This is a genomic window from Pseudoalteromonas sp. 3J6 (assembly GCF_903995135.1).
In the GTDB taxonomy this organism is placed as follows: domain Bacteria; phylum Pseudomonadota; class Gammaproteobacteria; order Enterobacterales; family Alteromonadaceae; genus Pseudoalteromonas.
Window position 1 is genome coordinate 3,290,456 of record NZ_LR877185.1, and the last position, 23,921, is coordinate 3,314,376.

The 23,921-nt window shown below is 39.4% G+C and carries 20 protein-coding genes; 7 read left to right on the top strand and 13 right to left on the bottom strand.

The window, feature by feature from the left end; all coding sequences use genetic code 11:
- Positions 1–85: 85 nt before the first annotated feature.
- From P3J6_RS15035 to P3J6_RS15055, 5 genes are read right to left on the bottom strand one after another with little or no spacing between them, the layout of a single operon-like run.
- A complete protein-coding gene (locus tag P3J6_RS15035; RefSeq protein ID WP_008109430.1) occupies positions 86–1,159 on the bottom strand; it encodes a phosphotransferase enzyme family protein in 1,074 nt (357 codons plus the stop codon).
- A 44-nt stretch (positions 1,160–1,203) separates the two neighbouring features.
- Positions 1,204–2,079 carry a nucleotidyltransferase family protein gene (locus tag P3J6_RS15040; protein ID WP_198523448.1) on the bottom strand — a complete coding sequence of 292 codons (876 nt, stop codon included), beginning with the start codon at positions 2,077–2,079 and terminating at the stop codon, positions 1,204–1,206.
- A 15-nt stretch (positions 2,080–2,094) separates the two neighbouring features.
- A complete protein-coding gene (locus P3J6_RS15045; RefSeq protein WP_198523449.1) occupies positions 2,095–2,544 on the bottom strand; it encodes a flavodoxin in 450 nt (149 codons plus the stop codon).
- Positions 2,544–3,308, bottom strand: a complete 765-nt coding sequence (truC, locus tag P3J6_RS15050; RefSeq protein WP_008109421.1) for a tRNA pseudouridine(65) synthase TruC — start codon at positions 3,306–3,308, stop codon at positions 2,544–2,546. The genes P3J6_RS15045 and truC overlap by 1 nt, the downstream gene beginning before the upstream one ends.
- Positions 3,301–3,621, bottom strand: a complete 321-nt coding sequence (locus P3J6_RS15055) for a YqcC family protein (protein WP_198523450.1) — start codon at positions 3,619–3,621, stop codon at positions 3,301–3,303. Before P3J6_RS15055 ends, truC begins: the two co-directional genes overlap by 8 nt.
- Positions 3,622–3,724: 103 nt before the next feature.
- On the opposite strand from P3J6_RS15055, the gene P3J6_RS15060 reads away from it, so the two are divergent.
- Positions 3,725–4,753, top strand: a complete 1,029-nt coding sequence (locus P3J6_RS15060) for a DUF3549 family protein (protein WP_010388256.1) — start codon at positions 3,725–3,727, stop codon at positions 4,751–4,753.
- Positions 4,754–5,053: a DUF3301 domain-containing protein gene (locus P3J6_RS15065; protein WP_008109417.1), complete on the top strand. Its 300-nt coding sequence runs from the start codon at positions 4,754–4,756 to the stop codon at positions 5,051–5,053.
- A gap of 603 nt (positions 5,054–5,656) precedes the next feature.
- Here the strand turns inward: P3J6_RS15065 and P3J6_RS15070 are convergent.
- The gene (locus P3J6_RS15070; protein ID WP_008109415.1) at positions 5,657–6,307 is read right to left on the bottom strand and encodes a GNAT family N-acetyltransferase; all 651 of its coding nucleotides are present in this window, start codon (positions 6,305–6,307) and stop codon (positions 5,657–5,659) included.
- Positions 6,308–6,594: 287 nt separating this feature from the next.
- Here P3J6_RS15070 and P3J6_RS15075 point away from each other — a divergent pair, with 287 nt between their 5' ends.
- From P3J6_RS15075 to P3J6_RS15085, 3 genes are all read left to right on the top strand, one after another.
- On the top strand, positions 6,595–6,828 hold the full coding sequence (locus tag P3J6_RS15075) for a DUF2789 domain-containing protein (protein WP_010388246.1): 234 nt from the start codon (positions 6,595–6,597) through the stop codon (positions 6,826–6,828).
- 104 nt (positions 6,829–6,932) lie between these two features.
- Positions 6,933–7,202: a hypothetical protein gene (locus P3J6_RS15080; protein ID WP_055012790.1), complete on the top strand. Its 270-nt coding sequence runs from the start codon at positions 6,933–6,935 to the stop codon at positions 7,200–7,202.
- Positions 7,203–7,215: 13 nt separating this feature from the next.
- Positions 7,216–7,989, top strand: coding sequence for a Zn-ribbon-containing protein (locus tag P3J6_RS15085; protein WP_198523451.1), 774 nt, complete (start codon positions 7,216–7,218; stop codon positions 7,987–7,989).
- Between the two features lie 53 nt (positions 7,990–8,042).
- Here the strand turns inward: P3J6_RS15085 and syd are convergent, their stop codons facing one another.
- Positions 8,043–8,582: a SecY-interacting protein gene (syd, locus tag P3J6_RS15090; RefSeq protein WP_178956316.1), complete on the bottom strand. Its 540-nt coding sequence runs from the start codon at positions 8,580–8,582 to the stop codon at positions 8,043–8,045.
- A 59-nt stretch (positions 8,583–8,641) separates the two neighbouring features.
- On the opposite strand from syd, the gene queF reads away from it, so the two are divergent.
- Positions 8,642–9,487 (top strand): NADPH-dependent 7-cyano-7-deazaguanine reductase QueF, encoded by an 846-nt coding sequence (queF, locus tag P3J6_RS15095; protein ID WP_010388241.1) that lies wholly within the window; start codon positions 8,642–8,644, stop codon positions 9,485–9,487.
- Positions 9,488–9,520: 33 nt separating this feature from the next.
- Here queF and P3J6_RS15100 read toward each other — a convergent pair whose 3' ends face one another.
- The 3 genes from P3J6_RS15100 to P3J6_RS15110 are packed head-to-tail and all read right to left on the bottom strand — an operon-like array spanning position 9,521 to position 15,845.
- Positions 9,521–10,402, bottom strand: coding sequence for a peptidylprolyl isomerase (locus tag P3J6_RS15100; RefSeq protein WP_198523452.1), 882 nt, complete (start codon positions 10,400–10,402; stop codon positions 9,521–9,523).
- 44 nt (positions 10,403–10,446) lie between these two features.
- Positions 10,447–14,118, bottom strand: a complete 3,672-nt coding sequence (tamB, locus tag P3J6_RS15105) for an autotransporter assembly complex protein TamB (protein ID WP_198523453.1) — start codon at positions 14,116–14,118, stop codon at positions 10,447–10,449.
- Entirely contained in the window at positions 14,118–15,845 is a 1,728-nt protein-coding gene (locus tag P3J6_RS15110; protein WP_198523454.1) for an autotransporter assembly complex protein TamA, read from the bottom strand. Before P3J6_RS15110 ends, tamB begins: the two co-directional genes overlap by 1 nt.
- 229 nt (positions 15,846–16,074) lie before the next feature.
- Here P3J6_RS15110 and P3J6_RS15115 point away from each other — a divergent pair, with 229 nt between their 5' ends.
- Entirely contained in the window at positions 16,075–16,407 is a 333-nt protein-coding gene (locus P3J6_RS15115) for a ribonuclease E inhibitor RraB (RefSeq protein ID WP_010388233.1), read from the top strand.
- A 36-nt stretch (positions 16,408–16,443) separates the two neighbouring features.
- On the opposite strand, the gene P3J6_RS15120 is transcribed toward P3J6_RS15115, so the two are convergent.
- The 3 genes from P3J6_RS15120 to P3J6_RS15130 all read right to left on the bottom strand — a co-directional run bounded on the left by P3J6_RS15120 (position 16,444) and on the right by P3J6_RS15130 (position 23,872).
- Complete coding sequence (locus tag P3J6_RS15120; protein ID WP_198523455.1) at positions 16,444–18,195, bottom strand: DEAD/DEAH box helicase; 1,752 nt, start codon at positions 18,193–18,195, stop codon at positions 16,444–16,446.
- A gap of 101 nt (positions 18,196–18,296) precedes the next feature.
- Positions 18,297–21,122, bottom strand: coding sequence for a TonB-dependent receptor domain-containing protein (locus tag P3J6_RS15125; protein WP_178956321.1), 2,826 nt, complete (start codon positions 21,120–21,122; stop codon positions 18,297–18,299).
- A gap of 401 nt (positions 21,123–21,523) precedes the next feature.
- Positions 21,524–23,872, bottom strand: a complete 2,349-nt coding sequence (locus tag P3J6_RS15130) for a DNA polymerase II (protein WP_198523456.1) — start codon at positions 23,870–23,872, stop codon at positions 21,524–21,526.
- Positions 23,873–23,921 lie beyond the last annotated feature (49 nt).

Below are 23,921 nucleotides of genomic sequence, written 5' to 3' on the forward strand. Positions count from 1 at the left end.
TTAACACATACTTTCAATGTTTAACCTCAATTTATATTGCTCAAAGTTTTAGTTATAACGCTTTGAGCAATATAATTAATTGGGTTTATACCTGAGTCAAAATCTCCTTTAAGACCTGCTGCTTACTTACTATATCCTTGTATAAGGCAAATTGGTTTTTTGCGCGATCTAAGTTGTGTCTCTTATGCTTAACGCTAAAGTAATTATCACCATCTATATAATCAGTTAAAAAGCGTAAGCCAATCATAAAGGGCATTACTTTAGCACCTAACCAAAAGCTTTGTTTCTCGGCGGGCGTTAATACCCCCTTTAGTGGCTCAACATAGCCTTTCACAATCGCTGCAAAAATATCTTCACGAACACCTACCTTTTCAAGCGCCGTTGAATCTTCTTGCTCTGCAGAGCAAAATGTTCTGACCATATCACCAAAATCATTAAGCCAATAACCAGGCATACAGGTATCTAAATCTATCACCGCTTTTGCATTATTAGAGTCTAAGCAAAATAGCATGTTGTTTATTTTAGTATCGTTATGGCACACACGAATAGGCACTTTTCCCTCAAGGGCATTAAGCTCATCGATAAGTGAAAGCTGCGACAGGCAAAAATCAACCTCTTCCTGACAATGAGCCAAACGTTTATGAGGATCGGTGCTAACCACTTGCTTGAAGACTTCTGCACGCATGGCCAAGTTATGAAAATTAGGAATAACCGCATGTAAATTGTTCGCGTCAAAGTCTTGTAGCGCTTGCGCAAATTGGCCAAATGCATTGGCCGCTGTTTGTGCCTGGCTAGCAGTATTAACCACATCTTCACTATAACTGCCACCAATAAACTCAAGTGCTCGCCAAGTATCATCATCATTATTAACTAAATAGTCATTCTGAGTCGTCGCTACATGGCGTACTATTGCTAGATTGAATTCACCTGCTTGTTGTTTTTTACTTAAGTGTTGCTCTATTAATCGCGCATTATCAACAAGTAACTGTGGTTTTGGAAACACCACCGTATTGAGCTTTTGTACAACCAGTGACCGCTTCGAAGTACTTAATAACATAGTAGTATTTATATGCCCACTGCCTATGGGTTTTATGCTCGCATGCTTCTCGTCAAGGCCAAAACTCTCAGATAAATAAACTTCTATAGGAACTGTATTCATTTTCTACTTCACTCTTTTCGCCCAAGGCGACAATAATTTAATAGCTACGCTTGACGTAATGCGCACAAAGTAGCCGCAATGCTTGTCAGTTCTGATTTATAGGTAACACCAAACCAAGGCTCTTTTGCAGTGTATACAAATACAGGCTGTGCTTTTACATTAATGGCTTTCTGGATTTGATCAGGTAAGTAGTACTCTTGCTGAGTATTCACGTTATATTGCTGTAAAAACGTTTCAAAGCCTTGTTGCAAATAGTCAAAAAAGCAGGGGGTGATCCCCCAAAAACTCATCGAGCCTAGGGAGTTTGGGCTAATTTTCTCACGTAAACCCTGTGGGTTGTCGCCAAAAATATGCTCAGACTGTTGTTGAATATTCAAATACTCGGTTACGGCAACAAGCTTTCCATCCGCAATATTACATACCCCACGATTAACACCACCGTGCTCAGAAAGAGTATCAATAATCGGATACCCTACCATTGCCCATTCAGCGCTTCTTTTAAAGTGCTCACTCAGTAATACAAACGAAGATTTGCCATAATAGTCATCGGCAGTGATCACAATAGCGGGGTTATTAATGTGGGCTTTGGCACACAACAGAGCATGACCTGTGCCCCAAGGCTTTACTCGCTGGCAAAGTGTTGCTTTAAACTGCTCGGGCACCTGTTCAATGTGTTGCTCCACCAGCACCACATCAAGATCACTAGGCAAGCGCGGCAAAATAGTACGCTCTATTTCACTGCGTACCGCTTGGTTTATGATCAGCACCACCTGCGTCACCCCTGCGCGATACGCATCAATAATACTCAGTTCCATAATAGTGCAATTTAGCCCTGGAATCTCTGCAATTTGTTTATTGCCACCAAAGCGACTACCTAAGCCACCTGCAAGCACAATTAAACTCAGTTTATGTTTTTTCATTTAGAGTCTGCGCATTTAAGAGGGTAATTTACCAAGCCAAGTTTGTAACCACGGTTCGGTGACAGGCCAAGGCTCAAAGTCTTCACAGGCATCAATTTCTAATCGATTACCCACAGGTTTAGCTTGTAAGTCACGTAATAGTTCATCAAAGCTACGCCCTGCTGCGCAAAACGTATCACCATAACTTCTATCACCCATAGCCACAATGCCAAATGGCTTATTAGTTAACATTGGAAAGGTGTTGTTAAGCTGATTATAAAGCTCTGCCAAGTTAGCGGGTATATCGCCTTGTCCTGTTGTTGAAGTAACTATTAAAATATGCGACGCATTTTTTAGATCTTCTAAACTTGGCTCTACAAATACGCTTACCTGATGGCCGGCTTGCTCAATGGTATCACTTATTTGCTCACTTAAGCGTTCAGCACCACCATACACGCTGCCTACAAAAATACTAATATGTGCCATTAATAATCCTTTTCTTCGCTTGGCCACCCTAACTGGTTGCAAATACTCAACATTGCATCACCTAGTGGCGCTTTAATTATTATCGATTCATTACTGTAAGGATGTACAAAACGCAGTTCTGTGGCAAATAACATTAATCGCCTAAGAGAAAAGTGTTCTCTAAAAAACTGATTGTGCTGGTTATCACCATGGTTAACGTCGCCAATTATTGGCAACGACAAATGTTTTAAATGGCGACGAATTTGATGTTTACGCCCTGTTTTAGGAAAACACTCTACCAAAGAATACCTAACCGTTGGGTATTTTCCTATGGGAATAGGCAACGCAGCTTGGTGCAAACAGTTAAACTGAGTTTGTGCTTCTTGAGCATCTTTATTCTGATCGGCAAATTTATCAGCAATTTTGTCTAGCTCTTCTTTTAACGGTTTATCTAAAAAAATAGATTCAGGCGCAAATCCGCGGACTAGAGCTAAATAACGCTTTGAGATCGTACCCTCAATAAACAGCTGATTCATATCACGCGCGGCTTCTGAGCTTAGAGCAAACAGCAACACACCCGATGTCGGCCTATCAAGACGGTGCACAGGAAAAACATGCTGACCGAGTTGATCGCGTAGCATTTGCATTGCAAATTGAGTTTCATGCTTATCTAAAAAGGAGCGATGAACAAGTAAGCCTGATGGTTTATCAATCGCTACATAGTTCTCATCTTGATAGAGAATGTTCAGTTCGCCGTATTCAACTGGCGCTGGACGTTCAGTCATCTGACTCTCCAAGCAATGAATCTAATTGCGTCAGCAAAGAAATAATCTCTTCGCTTCCGGATTTACCAATGAGTGTCATTTGCGCCATAGGAGCAATTGCAAAATTACGCGGTAACGGTTGTTTCATTGTAATAATCTGTTGAATTTTTTCTATAAATACAAACTGTAACCACTGTTCAAATGCAAGCGTATCATGGCAAAAAGGGACGCTTGAATGCAACAATGCAGGGTCAATCGGCTCATTCTGCCAAAGCTGATACTTTTTAAGTAGCGCAGTTAATTGTGTTAAATAGAGTTGGGTTTGCTCAGTCATAATCACCCTTTACTTTGTATATTGCACAATTATACCCTGTTCCCTCAACAGTCGCTATGGCGTATAATTAGCGTAATTTTGTAGTAAAAACAGTTGGAAATTCATGAGTGAACATATAGCCACATTAGGCCAGCTTTTAGACGGTGCAGGAACTCAATGGCGTGCTTTTGATATTGGCAGGCATATTACCAAGCTTGATAAACAACAATTTTTAGCTGTTGAACAAGCACAAGTTCCTTACCCTTACCCATTAGCAGGCCATGCATGGCTAGCGATTCAATTTTGGGACAGTAAAGCTAGCAAAGAACCCTATGTGTGGTTTTTAAAATTCCCACTTGATGAACAAAGTAAACTCGTTAGTGCCAGCCGCGACCACTTTGCAGACATGGTAATTCAAGCACTAGGAACAGAAATTACCGGCGAACAAGCCGATGGCAAACTCGATAACAACCCTTACGTATTTACTCCTAATGCTAATAAATTAGCGGCGTTTAATGCACAAGTTAAAGTGTTATTAAAACAACCAGCCTCACAGTATTATGAGCATGCCCAGCTTTATTTTAGTGGCCAGATTGGTTTTGATAATTGGCAAAGTGTCGCGCTACAAGGCATTGCTGATTTTGCTTATCGCCTCAACAGTGCTGATAACTTAAAACACTTACACGCTGCGTGGCCTAATTTACCTGTTGAAGTATTACAACCATTAAGCGCAATGCTTGAACACATCGAAATACCACCCACGTTAAGTGAGTTAATGTTAAGTTATGGACAAACCGCCCTTAAGAATAATGATGTGGTTACGGCTTCTGCCGCGCTTCGCGCCATATCATCAGGGCAAGCAACAGGGCTTAGCGCACAACTGGTTGACTGCGCTTTAGAATCTACGCTTGGGCAAGACTCAGACATTTTATTAACTATTGCAGGTCGCTGCTTTAAACAATTAGAAGAGCCACAGCGTTTGCATGTATTTATGGATAACTGTGCGCACCATGAGAAAATAGCTGAGTTATTTCCCAGCATTTTTGCAGATTTAGTTGCAATTCCAACTATTCGCCCACATTTATTAGCATTACTACGTAAAGAAAACAGAAGCGAGACTTTAGCTCGCGCAATTGGAAGGTTATTCTCTTAAATGGCTAGTTTATGGACGTTCATACTTATTGGGGCTGTAATTTATTTTTTTTGGCTAAATCGTAAAATAGCCGAAGCAGCAAACGTTCATGCCAAACGCCAAAGTGAGCAATTGCAGGTACAACTAATGAGTGTGGCTTGTAGCAAGCGTCGGTTTGGCATTTTAAAAAGTGGTAAACCGGGCATGAAAAGTGAATTTATTTTTGAATTTTCAAGCGATGGTGAAAATGCTTATCAGGGAGTGTTAATCATGGAAGATGAAAAGCTAAAAAGTGTGGTTGTGCCACCACATAAGATATAATTTTTGTAAAAAAAAACCAAGGCGTAACCTCAGTTACGCCCTAATTGCCAACATCCTGTAAGGTATCCTTTACCTGATCCTTGTTTATCATCCACTGAACGAGCAAACTACCGTGTTAGCTCTCCATTGCATCCTGCAATATCCTCTTGCCGCCTTGGCCGTCCTGCGTAAACTAACGCTCCTGCAATATCCTATCGCATCATCCTTGGTATCCTTTAAATAGCTCCTAGCTATTTTAGTACTTCATGTACTTCCTGTTTCATCCTTGCATCCGTGTTAACTTGTCCTTTGCGCTTCCTGCTAGTCACTACTATGCTGCCTAATTCCATATCCATGGCATTAGCTCAGTCATTGAGCTATGTCGTCTTGACAAAGTAAAGTTTAAACCAAACGGCTGGGTATAATAGTGAGGAAAACTAAAAAATTTAATGTCACAAAATTGAAAAAACAAAAATAGCTATAAATAACAGGAGCTTGATGCTTATAAACGGATAAATAATGGATTTAAACTGACAAAGAGCACACTAATGTAGGATATATCTCACACTGGTGCGCCCGATTTGGAACATAGGCTTACAGATACGCCATTATGAACAACTACCTTTATTGAGCATTAGCAACTTTAAATAGTAATTCACCCTTAACTTGGTTAAATGAAAGTTGTTTAAAGTGCTCAAATCCTTGCGATTTAAAAAATTTCGTATGCTCGTCACGAGTCACAAATACCGCTATACCAGAAGACTCAGGATTATCGTGTATTAAGCCATCTAAACCTTTAAGTAAAGTGCGACCAAACCCTTGCCCGTGAAAGTGTGGATCAACCGCAATAAACGCTAAAAAGTAATAATTCCCTTGCGGCTTTAAGGCGTCACGAATGGTTTTTTCTTTTTCAATTAATTGATTCGTTTGTAAATAACCTGCACTTAGCATCAGTTTTAATCGCCAATGCCAATAACGCTCAGCTTGTAATTGGCTATTTGACTCAAACACACAGGCAACCGCTTTTAATTTATCATTGCGGTAAAGGCCGATTAAAGGCTGCTTCTCTTGCCAAAAGCTACTGAGCTCTTCACGGATAAGTGCACGTAATTTTTTTTCATAATCGAGCGGGTTGTCTTCGTTATACCCCAGCAGTGTTTGTAAAATAGGATCGTTTTGATATGCCTGATATATCAGGCTGGCTGCTGTGCTTATATCCTCTGGTGCAATATGCTGAACACTAAAGGCGTCTGTCGATTCTGCTGTGGCTGTCATTTTATTTCCTTTGTTATTTTACACCCCCATCGTTACGCCAAGTAACGCATAAGGGATTAATTTTGAACTACAACGATGACCAAATGCTTATATAACTATATACCTAAGTGAGACAAATAAGCGAATTTACATTTTAGTTAGTACGCTCATCCACTGCATTGAGTCAGATCATGCTTTAGCGACTTACTATTGAGTAAATAAAGCATAGATTCAGTAAGGGTTAAACTGGCTAGATATACCATTCCCCCCTAGAGTTAATACATATTAATTCATTTAGGAGCATTATTATGGATACAACAAAACATACTATTAATACCTTGTTCGCCCAACTAGGACTGCCGGATTCGGATGCGCAAATAGATGCATTTATTGCCTCGCACTCCATTGCCGATACAACCTTGTTGCAAGATGCTCCCTTTTGGGATGAAGCCCAACAACATTTTATTGCCGAATCGCTAGCGGTTGATGGCGATTGGAGTGAAGTAATTGATGAACTAGACGTACGTCTTCGTCAAAAATAATTAATTTTATGGCGCATTTTAATGTGCCTTAGCCACTTTATTGATACCATACCCGCTCGCAGCGTCAATGTTGCGAGCTTACTTTATAAAAGAGTTATAATTGAATGAATGCTGCTGTATTTGAAGCTATTAAAGTCCTTCTTGATGAAGGCAAAGTTCCCACTGTTGCACTAACTAAAAGTCGTTTAACAACACCGACCCCAATGCCGGTTATTATTGCTGCGGTGAGTCAATATAAGAATAATCCTGATTCAATTTATAATTTAATGAAACCCCCAAAGCAAAGTGCCAGTAATGAAGATCAAAACAACTCTCAATTAGATAGAATTGAGCAAAAGTTAGATCAATTACTTACACTGCTCGCGCCAAAATAATTTGAGACTATAAATGTTTGTTGTTGATTTAACATTTGATTGCTACCAAGACACCACCTTAGAGCAAGCCGAGCAAGCAATAAACCGCTTGGTAAATGCATTACGTTTTAATGGCCAAATCATTGGAGAAGAATTTCCTACGGTGTTAAAAGATGGCTTTTTTATAACACGCGTTATGTGTCCGACCGAGGATGCTATGCATCCTCTTAACAACAGTGAATTTGTAAAACACAGTGTTGAGAAGCTTCATGGTGCTGGCTTGTTAGCACCTAAAGTGAAAATAATTGGTCAAGACATTCATTCAAACGGCGCCGATGGTTGTAAAGAGCCCTCAAGCTATATTTTATATACTACCTATGTGCACACCTGCAGCCCACTGTATTGTGGCGATGACTTTTTACCCGTTCCGCTATTTAATATTCCAGCAATTGCCAATGGCGATTATAAAACCCTGATTAAATGGCAAGAAGATTGGCAAGCATGCGATCAAATTCAAATTAATGGCGCAACTCGCTGTGAATTTCCTGCACTAGAGGAAATAGCCAGCACGCAAAGTGATTTGTATCGCCGAGGTAAAGATATAAGCAAACGCATCAGCTTCTTAACTAAAAAGCCTGTTTACTATTACTTATATCGTGTAGGTGGTGTCGATAAAGCCTCGGAGCTTAAGCGCAAATGCCCAAGTTGCCAAGGTGAATGGAAATTACCTGAGCCATGGTTTGGTTTATTTGATTTTAGGTGTGAGCCGTGTGGTTTAGTGTCTAATATTTCATGGGATTTTCAATAAATCCCATGAAAAACGAGCGAAGTGTTGCACTAAATAAGTAGCGCCGAGCCCATTTAAACTGTTAATGTAGCAATAAACTCGCTGAGGTTATTAGCCAGCACATGATGCGGTTTTTTACCTACATATTCTAAGCACACTTCCCCTGTTTCCACTAATACCGTAACAAGTAAATCATCTTGATCAGTTAAACCAATAAAAACACTTGGCGCTTGCTTTAGCTTTCGCTTCATTAAAACATGACCCGTGATATTTTGTTGCAGTAAGTCAAAGTCATCCTCATTCCACGCTTGTAATAATTCTACTTGATGACCATCAACGCTGGCTAAAATACTGCCAGCAAACATATGGCCATAAAACTGGTTAAGTTCATCAGGAAATTCAAGCTCTAATGCGTTAGCGAGATCTGCCAAAGAACCTGCAGGCTCTCTCACTATCGCTTGCCATTGAATCATACCGTGCTCATCGGCTGTGCCTATTTCACAAGAGCTTGGCCATTGCTCATCGTGGGCGATGAGTGGCTGCTTTTGTGTATTTTTGATGGTTTTTTCACTAAAGCGTTGGTGAAGTTGGGCTAATTGCATTGCAACAGACATACTGTGAAACTCATTTAATTTAGATATAATGTCCCTATTGTAACTATTTAAGAGCAAACATGACAGATTACAGCAATTCTCCCGATCTTAAAGGCAGCGTACTTGGTCAATCTACTGAGTATGTAGATCAATACACGCCCAGCTTGCTTTTTCCTATTGCTCGCAAGCTTAATCGCGACGCGTTGAGTATTGATGAAGCCGCATTACCATTCAAAGGCCAAGATATTTGGACCGGTTACGAACTATCTTGGTTAAATACCAAAGGCAAACCACAAGTTGCGGTGGCGATATTTACTTTCGAATGTCAAAGTAGTCACATTATAGAGTCAAAGTCGTTTAAGCTTTATTTAAACAGTTTTAATCAAAGCCGCTTTGGTAGTGTTGAAATTGTTAAGCAACATTTAATTGACGACTTATCAAATGCGGTAAACAGCCCGGTAAAGGTGACCTTATACAGCGCTGATGATTATAATTGTATTCCTTGCACACCGCTTCCAGGTGAGTGTATTGATGAGTTAGATATTGAAATAGATAACTACCATATTGATGCACATTCTCTAAAATCACAAAGCGATAAAGTGGTTAGCGAAACCTTGCATAGTCACCTGCTTAAATCGAACTGTTTAATTACTTCACAGCCGGATTGGGCCAGCATTATTATTCGTTATACTGGTGAGCAAGTGTGTCGTGAGTCATTATTACGCTATTTAATTTCGTTCAGGACCCATAATGAGTTCCATGAGCAATGTGTGGAGCGTATTTATAGCGACTTAACCACTCAATTGAATATTAAAGAGCTTGAAGTGTATGCGCGCTATACGCGTCGTGGCGGCCTTGATATTAATCCATATCGCTCAACTCATCATAACGATACCCCTTTTGCGGTAAAAATAAACCGTCAATAAGCTAAGCAAAAAAGGAGCCCGAGGCTCCTTTTTTTAATCGTTAAGTTGCTTAGTTGGCACTGGCATTCCACACACATCAATGTAATTATGGCTATACGCAAACCATTCCTCGCTACGACTACGTCGTGCTGAGATTAACTGTTTAAATGCATCTGAGTCTGTTTTCATTACTTTAAATCGGCTGCTATCGCTGCTAACGTCGGCTAATACTTGTAAATCTGTAATGGGGTTAAACTCGCTACCACCTTCAGGTGTGCGCGCTAGCTGATGAAAATGTGCCATACCTGTAAGTACTCGCCCAAATACGGTGATGTTTTTGTCTAAATAACGTGGACCTTGCCCTATGGTGACGAAAAACTCTGTGCTGGCACTATTAATATCGTTGCCGCGCGCCATTGCAAAGACACCATGGCAATGAATTTGCCATGTTTGATCACGTGTTTCATTTTGCGCCACCGCAAAACCATTTAAAAACCCGGTTATTGGTGCATAACCATCCCTACCCATTTCAGTGATCATAAGCGGCTTATTGGTGGTTAAATAAAACTCGGCAGATACTGTGCTATTTTTGGTTTTAGTTAACTTTTTACCCGTGCTATCACCACCTTGAGCAACAAACCCTTCCACAAAACGATAAATATGAGTGCCCTGATAAAAGCCCTGTCGTGCCAATTTTTTAATATTAGCACTGTGTTTTGGCGCAAGCGCTGGATTGAGCTCAATATACGCAGCACCGGTAGGTAGGGTTAGTTTTAAAATATTCTCAGGATCTACCCATCGCCATTGCTCATCTGTTGTAGATGCAATAATCTCACTACTGGTTAGGCTTTTAACCGGCGATGCTGGCAAAGTGCTTTGCTGGACACATCCGCCGAGCAAAGCCGACGCTATAATAGTGATTACAAATTTTTTCATACCTTTTCCTTTTTATTATTATTATTGGTATTGGTAGATAAAGGTTAATCCCAATTGAATTTATACAGTATGTCGACATTTTGATACAGGCCACTGGTTATTTCTATATATAACTTCGACATTAGCTGATAACGCACTGCCACTTCACTGAGCGACTCAAATACCCCCACGCTATATTTAACCTGCAAACTCGGTGCTAAATAACCTGATATTTCTACCTTTGTTTGCTCGCCACTACCTTTAGAGCTTAAGCTCACATCTGACAAGCCAAACGATTCACCGACTTTAGACACTAAGCTTTCGCTTCGGCTCACTCCTTGAGAAAGTAGTAATTGAGTTAACATTGCATCCGTTGAACTGTCGCCCTCCCCTAATGGTTGACCATTCAGCAAATACGCTAGGGCTTGCGCTTGGTCCATACCCGGCTCTGAAAATACTTTTAAATTTGGCTGCTCAACACTACCAGTTAAAGTAACACCTGCAATAACACCGTCGGCGGTATTATTTGGGTTGCGAATGGCTTTAATATTTAAATGAGGCTTATCTATTGCGCCACTAAAACCAATTTGCCCGGTTCTAATTATTAAGTCTTGACCAAATGCCAAGTAGGTTCCTTCAATTAAATTGAGCTCACCAATGGCAATAATGGGTGAGTCTTGACTCATTTTTATATCCATATCACCCACTACCTTAGACTCAAGTCCAAATGAGGCTACTCTGACATCATTTTTAACCGTTACTTTTAAATCAATATCGTAGTTAAATGGGGCTTTTTTAGTATTTTGCGTAGTTTGATCCAAAATTATTTCATCATCACTAACCTGTACAGCCCCCTCTGGCAGCTCTTCAATTTCTATTCGACCATAAGGCACTACAACATCACCTGCTAGCTTAAGTGCATTGTCAGCTAAACTTATTTTTAACTCTGGTGATACTTTAAACACCACGCCTTGTTGCGCTCTTACAAAAAACTCACTGCCGACTACATTCATATTTACAGCTGGTTGTTCACCTTGCCAATCAACATTCCCCGTTAATTTTACCTGTCCGCCTTGAGGGTCATTTAAATCTCCCTCAATGGTGGCGGTGGACTTATTAAACGCCACATTAATGTTCGAGTTTTTAAGGGCAACAGGCAGTTGTTCACCTTCTAGGTTGATATTCTCTATGTTTAAATTTCCCTCTAACAAAGGATCTTTTAGTGTGCCTGCTAATGCAACTTGCCCACGAATGGCGCCATTAAGCTGCTCGAACGTATTTAAAAATGGCTGTATATCAGACAATAAAATTTTATCAATTTGAATATTACCGTTAAGCGTTTGCTTATTTTGAATATCATCAATATTAACTTTAGTCGTTACTTTACCCAAAACACTCGATTCTATATTAGCTTCTATTTGGCCAACCTTAGCATCAGAAAAAGCGCTTATGTTTAGCGTTTCTATAGGTAGCTTAAATCGATCTTCTTCGTTAATAAGTACCGCGTTAAGCCCTGATGAATTTAAATTAGCGCGTAGAGTTTTAAGTGTGCCTGCTTGCCAATTAGCAGCAAAGTCTCCCGCTATATCACCACGTGTTATTATATTATCTGGTAACCAATGTTTTAGCTCTCGCAATGCAAGATTGGCCAGTTTTACGTTAAGCTGGCCTAATTCGCGGGTTTGATTCAATCTATCAATACATAACTTACTATTACTCGATTGCCAACAATGCGCACTCACATCAAAGTCGCCCGTTTTCGAATCTATAATTACGGCTATATCTTTAGCATTTTCAAAGCTAAGCGTTTTATCACTTACACTAATATTACTGAGTTCACCTTGCCAAATCGCGTTAGCAAGTTTGCCATTTAGTTCAAACGAGGCAGCCCCAGCATCAGCATCAATAGATGCACTCAATTGATGATCGGTTTTATCACCACTGCCGACTATTTCCACTTTATTAATTTGATGATGCATAACACGCGCTGAATCAAGACTAACGCTGATATCTGTTTGCCAATCGGTAGCGGTGTCTAACTGTGCTTTTAACGCCAACTTATTAATATTAATTTCGTCATAAATAAACTGCTCTAGCTTTAACGCTAAATCAACTGCAGGCGTCAACCGCTCGCCTCTTATACTTAAATCGGCTTTACCGTTAGCAATAAACGGAAGCTTTGCCTCATCATTACTTTGCAGCGCAATAGCCCCATTAATCTGCCATTGCTGATCAACTTCGCCGGTTAAGGTTAACCTGTTTGTGCCGCTGCTAAGGTTAAATTTATTTACAGTGGCTTTAAGTTCATCATTTAAGTTAAATTGAGCAGCAAAATTAAGCGGTACATCATTTAGTAACCCGCTTAATTGGGTGTCATCCATACTTAATTTCCAGCTATTTGAACTGGTAACAAATGCCCCTTTAAACTGCCCTGAAATATCACTGGTAAGTGTGTCAGTGAGGTATTGCGCTTTTAAACTCGATAGCGCGCCGCTAAAGTTAGCACTAACCCCATTTTGCCAGTCGATATTCGCTTGGATAGTAGCTTGGCTCTCATTCGCTTTAAGGGCTAAATTTTTTAAGTTTGCTTCGCTCAGTGAGCCATTAATTTGACTGTTAAAATTCACAGTTGGATAAGCACCTAACTGACTATTACCAAATAACGATAACTGATAATCGTTAGCATTGCCTTGCGCGGTTAATTTTACGTCGGTTATCTTTAACTCTTTACTTGCTGTTTCGATAATCCACTGCTCTAAACCGCCATTAACACTAAATGGATAATTTGGTTTTTTAAGATTAGCCGTAGCAGTTAGTTCAAAAGGAAATGATTCACTGCTTTTTATATCTACATTGAGCTTTTCTAAGTCTCCGCCTATTTGCATATTGGCATCATAACCATGCCCTTTTAGACTGATATCGCCATTAATTGGTAAGCGGCCTTTAAGCTTTGCGTTAAGTGCAGTATTAAGCTGCCACTGCTGATAATTTGCAGACAATGAAGCAACGTTAATCTCAGAACCTATTAGCTTCATTTGTAGCGCAATATTATTTACCACATTTTGCTGTGCATTCTGCTCCACTGTGAACTGCGCAATATTAAACTGTTCTAGGTAAATATTGAGTGGCGACATAAATGCGATATTAGGTAATGCTGGTAACTCAGTAATTGGGGTAGAACTGGCTGTATTTTCTCCAGGCTGCTCTTTTAACGCGATTAAAACACTCGGAATATTCACGTTTTTAATTTGAATATCAGCACCTTGTGCCTTTGCAGCAATCTCCATATTATTAACAACTACGTTTGCACTTGTGTGATTTAACACAAACTCACTGACCGCTAAACGCTTAAGTGCAATATTAAATGGCAAACTGATTTGTTCCAACGGTTCGTTAGATGTATCAGGAGAATTAGATGACGATGCTGGTAAGTTTAGTTTTATAGACCGGGCACTTAAGTTATCAATACACATACCATCACAGTGCCACCAAAATAAATCTAGTTTAAGCTGCTGAGCATCAAGTAATAAACCGTAACGCTCAAAGCGAAAATTAAACGCATCATTATATAAAAAACGCCCGTTTTTTATTTCAATTTTTAAGCCGTCAACTAACTTATTGGCGCTATAAGCAATTAGCTGGTTACCAGGAGCTGTAAAAACAACACAAAACAATGTAACTAATACAGCAACAACTAAGGTGCTAAGTGCTGCAGTGACTTTTTTAAATACAGGCATTAAATTTCCGGCCCTATGGTAATACTTAAACGAGTGCTTTTGCTTTCTTTAGTGAGCCCCCACGCATGATCTATTCTTATTGGCCCTATAGGCGTTAAATAACGAAAACCAAACCCTGCACCAACTTCAAATTGCTCAGAAAAATCATTGGTTGCCGTCCCCCCATCAACAAACAAGGCTGCTCGCCAGTTTTTGGCAAATTGATAATTATATTCAGCTGTCGTCGCGATCAAATATTTACCACCGATGCGATCGCCATTATCATTTTCTGGTGAGATTGATTGATAAGCAAAGCCACGCACACTTTGATCGCCACCAGCATAAAATCTTAATGAATATGGAACATTATTAATGTCGTCAACTAACATGGCTCCTACGTTTGCTTTTAAAAACACAAGGTGTTTATTAAGGTAAGTTCGCAGCCATGCATGCTGTAATTGCACCCTAACAATATTGGTACTAGAGAGCACACTATCGAGGCCAAACTCTGCCGAAATAGACCATTGCTCTCCCGAATAAGGGGTGGTGCCCCCTTTCGATTGCTTTCGGGCGTAACTGACACCTGGTAATAACATTTCTGTAGTGCGCTCTACCCCGTCGCCAAACCGATAGGTTTCTTGCTCACGTCTGATAAATGCAGTTCTAATCCATTTTTGTTCGGTAAGCCATTGCCTTTGTAGTTGTGCGGTTAAAATTTCACTGTAAATATCGTCGGCTAATTCATCCTCAAGTTTATAACCTGCTGATAAACGCCATAAATCATCATTAGGATTATTAACAGGGATAGTATAAGCCATAGAAATATCTTGTTGTTTTTTTGCAATATTTAGATTGCTTTCTAGGTAGTGTCCCTGCTCCGTGATCCATGGTTTACTCCATTTAAACCGTACCTTTGGGCCCAGCTCGGTATTGAACCCGCCTCCAATTTCGTAGCTATTCGCGGGCTTATGTAATACGTCGACTTTTATAGGTACTTGGCTATTTTTTCTAGCTGAAATATCAGCGTAAACACGCACGCTAGTAAAATAAGGAGTACTCGATAAATCTAGGTTATAGTCAGCAATCTTAGATGCTTTATAGTGCTCACTTCTTTTAAACGGGGCTAAAGAGAGAATGTATTTTTCTGCGGGGCTTTGATTGGTAATTAACACATCGCCAAAACGATAACGTATACCACTTTCAATGGTGAAGGTAATAATAGCGCTGTGTTTTTTTAGTGACACTTCAAATTTTCGGGCAGGCCATTTGCCGTCAAAGTAACCATGTTCTAACAAAACGGATTCGATTTTTTTATAGGCTGCGCTATACATTCCATGATTTAAAATGTCGCCTTGCTTTAACTTTAAACTTTCAATAACTTGCTGAATTAATGGGTCATGTTTAGCTTCCCCGTTAACGCTAATATTAAGCGTCTCTATACGGGTTGCAGAGCCGCGCTCAATAGTCGCAACGAGTTCGCGCTCATCTTTATTAAATTCAATAGTCACATTTGGACTGTAATACCCTAATGCCTTTAAGCTATCCTTAACTTGCGTTTTAGCGTATCGACGCAGTGAGCGTGTTGATTTTTCACCCACTAAGGGTTTTAAATAAAGAGCAACGTTGTTTTCTAACTCTCCACTAATTCCTTTTATTTCATAATCTTCAATTGTATTGTCAGCTGCAATAGTGAAAAAGCTCACAAATAAGCAAAAACAAATAACGGATTTTAAAAACTGATTGAACAAGTAATCATCCTTACTATGTACCCATAAAAAACAACAAATTAACGACCCAATAATAGCATAGCGATAATGAGCCTAACATTAACTTAATCATTATCAGTGTCTAAAATATTAACTGGCTCTATACGAACCTTTTAAACCGCTTTAAGCTTAACTAAAAATTCTTGCGCTTTAATGATTTATTTTGGTTACAATAGCGCTAATGAGTAAACACTAATTTTATGAGTTTTAAATGCAATTTCCTGATGATGATAATGGCCAGCTTCTTGCTGAAATTTCCGCCGCCGGTGTAGATTTAAGTAAAATGCAACAAATTGATTTTTACATTTTATTTGAACAACAGGCTGATGCCGAAAAATTTGCAACTGAGATTGTAAACGATGCATTAGTGCAAACTGCTGATGTTGAGAAATGTAAAGATACCGGTGTTTGGGAGGTAATAGCCCATGTACAAATGGTTCCAGAGCATGCACTTTTAGGCCAAGCAGAACAATATATTGAAAGTATCGCTAATAGCTTAAATGGTTATGGCGATGGTTGGGGATTAGACGCAGAAGAAGTATAACCCTAATTTCATGATGAATGAGATATCCAGCTTAGCCTATCGGCTTAGCTGGTTTGCTTTTCTAAAGCCGCCTTTATAATCAAAAAGTTTATCTGCTACTTTCCAGCCATACTTTTTACTTTTTCGAGCAATCACAAAATCCGGTGGTATTAAATCAAACTGGGCTTTTATAACTTGCTCTGCACTGATAAATTCAATTGGTGACTGTCCCTGCCCTACACGCTTACCAAATTGCTTATTAAAGTAATACTGTGATCCTTTGTTTGCTAAATCAAAAACTTCATCACAACTGGCTCCGTCTTCATCAAAATAAGTAACTTTTAACAATTGCTCTTTAAGTTTAGTCACACTCAAGCCACTACAACGAAGTACTAATGCATCTTTAAGGTTTAACGCATTACGAAGCTTATCATCAGGATCGGCCATCACAGCACCACAGTCATGGCATTTTCGAGCAGCAATATCATTTTGTGCGCCGCACTGCTCACACTCTTTAAAACGAAAACGATAATCGCATTGCTCGCTTACCCCATTATCGTCTTCTAATAAGCCTTGGCAACGCCTACCAAAGTGCTCGATTACTTTGCCATCAGCCTCTGTTTTACCCCAAAATATATTGGCAAAGCCACACCCAGGACACAGCACTTGCACGGGTTCATTATCGCTATCGCCTTTTTTATCACCAACCTCTGGGTAAAATAAATCAAAGCCATTGCCCGCATAGTCAATTACTAAACAATCATCTTTACCCTCAGCCAACCTTAAACCTCTACCGACAATTTGCTGGTATAAACTTACTGACTCTGTGGGCCGTAAAATAGCAATAAAATCTACATGGGGTGCATCAAAGCCGGTAGTAAGAACCGATATATTCACTAAATACTTTACTTTTTTAGCTTTGAATTGTTTAATTATTTTATCGCGTTCGCTATTGGGAGTATCTCCGGTGATCAGCGCACTTTCATCCTCGGGTAAATAAGTCATTATCTCTTGTGCATGCATAACCGTAGCAGCAAATATCATCACGCCATGGTGGTTCTCACTATATTGAATAACCTGCTGCAGAATTGTTTGAGTTGCACGGGTCGATTTTTTTAACAGCGCATTCATATCCTCATTACTATACTGCCCAAATGCATTGCTAGTTAAAGATGAAAAATCATAATGGCTAATTGCAGCATCAACCTCTTTAGGGGGAGTTAAGTAGTTATGCTTGATCATATAACGCAAAGGTAATTCAAAAATACAGCGTTTGAATGGGCTTTCCTTATTACCACGCACAAAGCCATGGTAATGATGCTGATAAATCCAGCCTAGCCCTAGTCGGTAAGGCGTCGCGGTTAAACCTAATACTTTTAATTCAGAGTTGTGAGATTTAAGTGCATTAATAACTTTTCCGTATTGGCTTTTCTTTTCGCCATTTACTCTGTGACACTCATCAATAATAAGTAATGAGTAGTGCTCATTAAGTTTATTTAGATTGCGCGATAACGACTGCACACTGGCAAAGGTAACTTGGTGAGTTAACGACTTCTCTTTGAGTCCTGCGGAAAATATACTCGCTTGCAAGCCAAAGCTTTTATATTTTTGAGCATTTTGCTCCACTAATTCTTTTACGTGCGCCAATACCAATATTTTTTGTTTAGCAATACGCGCAAGCTCAGCTATCACTAAACTTTTACCCGCCCCCGTAGGCAATACAATAACAGCAGGTTCGTTAGTTTTTCTAAAATGTAAAACGGTACGTTCAACCGCTTCGCTCTGGTAGGGTCTGAGGGTGTAGGTCATAAGTCTAGGATGATCAAAAAAATGGATATTAGCAAAAAATTTGGGAAAAACTAAAAAAAAAGCCACGGTATACCGTGGCTTTTTAATATGTTGTACTTAAATTAGAACTTAGTAGTAAAGTTCAACTGTAAATAACGACCTGTTACATCATAAGCTTCTGATACTGTATTAATACCAGTGCCGCCATTTGATGAACTTTGGTTCGCAACTGGTGGTTGCTTATCGAATAAGTTACGAACAGTTAATGTAACACTTGTGTTATCAGTAAAGTTATAACCTGCTGATACATCATGATAAACAACAGATGGGAAGTTATTATACTTCTCTAACGGTGTAAAATCAGTGTAGTTAAAGTTAGCACCTTCAACACTATCTACTGAGCGATCCCAGTAGCGCATACGCCAAGAAACATTTAAATCTTCCATGCCATAAGTTAGGTTTAGGTTAGCTCTGTTATCTGGTGTAAGTACCTCACCAGCGTATTCAACTGTTTCGCCACTTTCAATACCTGTAGTATCGTATTTGCTTAAGTGATTCCAAATTAAGTTAGCTCCAAAAGCACCATACTCTGTATCTAATTTGTATGCTAATTCAATATCTACGCCTGAAGTTTCGATGTTATTTTCGTTACCAGTACCTGAATTAACTTCTACTAATGCACCGTTCGCATCACGTAATGCGTTACCACCACAAGATGGGTCAAAGTTAGCTGAACTAACATCAAAACAACGATTAAGTACAGTAGTACGACTAGTACTTGATATTGCATCTTCTACTGAAATATCATAATAATCAACAGTTAAAGAAAGCTCTTCTGTCATCTGCCAAACAACACCTACACTGTATGTGTCAGCAGTTTCTTCTTTAACATTCTCGTTACCGCCAATAAAACCACCAGCGCTTTGAGCTTCGATCTGTGTAAGCTCAAATTTTCCATCAGCTGCTACACGCGCGGCAACTTCAGGAATTGACAAACAGTTTTGAGCTGCATTACCTGTGTCAGAAGCAGTAACGCCGCTACACGGATCTGTTACACCAGCAAAAGTCTCACTTCGACCACCGAATAAATCTGCAATATTAGGTGTGCGGATTGCTGTTGCAGCAGAAGCACGGAATTTAAGCGTATCTAATGGAGAGTACTGAATACCAGCATTCCATGTTGTCTGACCGCCAACAATTTCATGGTCTGAATAGCGAGCAGCTAAGTCAACTTCAAGGTTGTCAAGTATTGGTAGAATTGTTTCAGCGTAGTAATCATTTGAGTAGTAACTACCATCTGTTGGTAACGACTTATTAGTACTAGAAGCACCCGTTTGAGCTAAATCACCAGGGTTAAAGAAACCACTTTCAAAACGGTGCTCTGCACCAAATGCAACTCCTACGAAACCACCAGGAAGCTCGATTGGTAATTGACCAACAAGTGATGCTGAAACAATAAATTGTTCAGTTTGACCAGCGATTTTTGCAGGCACTTTAATATAATCAACTGCTTCTTGAGATACTGTACCAGCGCCGAACAAATTAAGCGGTACACAGCCCTGTAAAATAGCAAGGTCGTCAGCACATTGTAGTGTGCCATCTGCATTCTCTACAACGTCAAATGCTTTGGCTGCTCTCTCGATATTAACTTGACCACCGCTGTCTTGACGTTGGTCTGTTTTACCCCAAGAAACATAAGTATTCAAAGACCAGTCATCATTTATAAACCAGTCAAAGCCAGTTGCGATACGGATTGTATCACGCTCTAAATCTGTAGAACGAGGACCAAACTCAACCATACGGCGAACCAGATTAGGGATATTATCATCCATAGTTAAATCAGGGTTAGCAGCCATTAAGTTTTGACGTAACAAATCAGGAATCATTGGGTTACTTAGCTTGATCCCGCCTACACCACCTCGTTCTGGAATAAACACATCATTAGTAGCGAATGGAGTTGGTTCAATTGTTGAACCATAAGTTTTTGAAGAGTTCCAGTTCATTTCAGCAAAAAATTGAACCTCATCATTAATATCTTGCTTGATATTTAGAGCTGCATATTTTCTTTCTAATGGTGTTACAAGCTGGCGAAAAGCTGCACGGTTAAAGGCTTCACCACCTGCAAGTCCTTGATAAGGTGTACCATCACCATTAAAACTACCAATACGTCCTTGAGGAGGGTAAGATGAGAATACTTTGTCTACGTACTCATTACCATTTTCATCAAGTAATATCGCTTCGTCAAACTCTGAAAAAGCACGGTCTGCAGGCTTTAGGCCTTTATCATCATCGTAACCAAAAGATGCTGTTACATTACCTGTGCTCCAGCTGTTACCAGCGGTTAAGCTTAATGAATACTTTTCGCGGTCACCCTCAGATGAAATACCAGTTTGTGCATTAACTTCAACACCTTCAACATTGTTACGGGTAATAATATTAACTACACCAGCAACAGCATCAGTACCATAAACCGCTGAAGATGCGCTTTTAAGGATATCAATGCGCTCAATCATAGATGCTGGAATAGAGTTTAAATCTACTGCGTAACCACTAGAAGGCGAACGGCCAGATACAAATCGACGACCATTAACTAATACAAGTGTTCTTGACTCACCAAGGTTACGAAGCGATGTTGTATTTAGACCAACACCAGAAGTGCTAAATGATGAATTAGATTGGTCTGCACCAGCAATTGTTACTGGAGACTGATTTAAGATATCAGAAACATTGATAGCACCCATTGCTACTATATCTGAACGACCAATTGTAGTAATTGGAACCGTAGTTTCTATATCAGTACGCTTGATACGTGAACCTGTAACCTGAATACGTTCAACTTTTTCAGCGCCTTCTTCTGCAGCAATTGTGCTTGCTGAGAAAGCAGCAGTAGAAGCTGCACCAAAAGCGATCGCTAAACGAACTGCTTTTGAAACTTTGTTATTTAACATTTGATTCTCCCTAGAATACTATTTGTTTTTTTATTTTTGACCACTTTTGTTAATTAAATTGTGATCATGCCCTAGATGATAATACTTTGACCACAACACGGTCAACATTAAATTAACCTTAAAAACACTTTAAGTGACGTCTCGTTATCATTTTTAAGTTTATTTGGTTCGCTTTTTAAGCTTTTTTTTGGATTTGATTTAGAAACAACCTAAAAACAAAAAGATAAATAATTGATTTAAATGGCAATTATTAATTTATGTTAGATTTTTATTTTGTAGTGATTTAAAACAATTCTGTAATCATGATCACAAATGTTAACTTTAAAATTTACAATTTTTATGCGAAATAGGAACTTATAATCGAAAAAACCTACAAAGCACCTATTTTTCTCATAGCTAAGTTAAAATAATGTAGCTTGAGTAGATTCAGTTGATGTGTTTAAAGCGCTTAATATCATTTGCGCTACGGGTTCAAGCTGTCTTTGAATGTATAGGGGGTAATTAAGGATATTTTTACCAGTATAAAGTTCGGCGCCAGTTATTGCGTAAACATATTCGATTACTTGCCCGCGTTTTATTTCAAACTCAGGATGGCTCGCTTTGTGTTTTTTAACTGCTTGAACGTGAGGTGGGATATTTTTAATATAATCGTTAAGGTGCTGCCCTAAACGCTTTCTATATACTAATTTACGGTCAAACTCACCATTATAAAGTTTTTGAGTGTAGCTATTTATAATATCGTGCAGTTGCTGTATTTCGAAGTGACTAGAGAAAAGTGTTTCAAACAACTGTGTTTGAAACTCCTGCGCAAACTCAGTCCAATCACTGCGAACGGTTTCCATACCTTTAAAGACTAACTTTTTTTCATTATTTTTAGTTACTTGCCCCACATAACGTTTTTTAGAACCTGTTTTTTTACCTCGTATAGTTGGCATAAAAAACGGACTGTAATGAGTTTCAAATTCAATTTCCAAATAGCTTTTTAAGTCATAACGCTGCTTTAATTCTACTTGCCACTTTTCGTTGATATGTCGAACAAGTTGGCAGCCAATTTCGTTACATTGCTCAGAGCTTTTATCTTCACTAAGTTTTACAAACGTAGAGTCGGTATCACCATATATTACCTCAAAGCCTTGCACTTCTATCCATTTACGGGTTGTTTGCATTATTTCATGGCCACGTAAAGTGATAGAACTCGATAAGCGCGGGTCGTAAAACCGACAGCCTTTAGAGCCCAGTACACCATATAAACTATTCATAATAATTTTAATCGCTTGCGAGAGCATGGGTTGATTAGTGTCTTTGGCTTCTTGGCGAGTTTGTGTCAGGTGCTCAATTAATTTAGGCAGGTGGTGCTGCGTTCTTGAAAATAATGCCTGATTAAATCCTTCAACTGCTTGCTCTGGTTCATTTAGCCCTACGATTAAGCCTAGCGGGTCAATACAAAACGTACGCATAATTGAAGGGTATAAGCTTTTGAAATCCAATACCAAAACGTTTTTATACAGCCCTGGAGTCGACTCCATCACATAGCCACCTGGGCTCTCAAATGAGAGCCCATGATCGCCTAAATTGGGAGCAACATAACCACTGCGGTGTAATAACGGTAAGTATAAGTTTGTAAATGCGGCAACCGACCCACCCATGCGCTCAAGTTCGAGCCCAGTGATTTGAGTTCTAACTATGGCAAATTCAAATAACTTTAATTTTTCGAAAATTTGATTTACCAAAATACAGTCTTGACGGTTGTAGGCAGCAAGAGCTAGCTTGTCTTCATTAAATTGACGAACAATTTCTGTTAATCGGTTGTCAGTTTTTATTAATTTAGATTCGTTAAGCACCCGCTCTGCAACATTAGCTAACGAAAAGCTGTCAAATCTATAAGTGGCATTCTTCAAGGTATCAATGCCATCAATGACGCACCGCCCTGGGAGCGTTAATCGGGTGTAATGACCCTTATTAATATATAAAGGTTGATTATCTCGGCCAAAGTTTAGAGTAAGCCCTAACGCCTCAGCGCGTTCTTGCAATAAACTAAAATCAAAATCAATAACATTCCAACCAACAATAACATCGGGGTCATTATTTATAATGTACTGCTGCAGCTTGGTGAGTAGGTTAATTTCGTCATAGCACCAGTCTATTTCAAATGTCGAGTCGCTCTGCAGCTGCTGCTCACCTATCATCAATACACAATCTAAACCATTTCCCACCAGTGCAACACTAAATAACACCCCGTCGCCATTGCATTCTATATCCAAAGAAACAGACTTAAGCGTTGGCGTATACTCGGTGTTTGCTTTTAGCTTTGCATCACTAATTTCAATAAAGCCGTTTTGAGCTTTGGCGTTACCGGTTACCCATACACCTCCTTTAATAAAGCGCTCCATTAAAAAGCGATCACTGTGGCGCACATCGGCTTCGTAAATTGGCATTACTTGCTCTAAAAGAGCTCTTGCAGTGTATAGGCTTTTTATATCGTTAAAGTAACAGGCAACACACTCGCTACCACTAAAGTGACAAAGCTCAACATTATTAAACTGGACGTTAACACTCGCCTTAGTCAACAAGGTATTCGCTGCCTGCTGCTGTGCTAATGGGATGAAGAATACCGCTTGCTGGTTTTCAATCGTCACTTTTATCGGGCCCTGATCAGAGCTTAGCCAGTAACACAAAGTAATACCTTGTGCATTTTTAGCCCCGTATTGTTGCCTTGATAAAATAAAGCCCTGATAGATTGCTTGTGTCAATGTTCGATCCCACTTAATATATACACTGTAATTATATACATATTTTAGG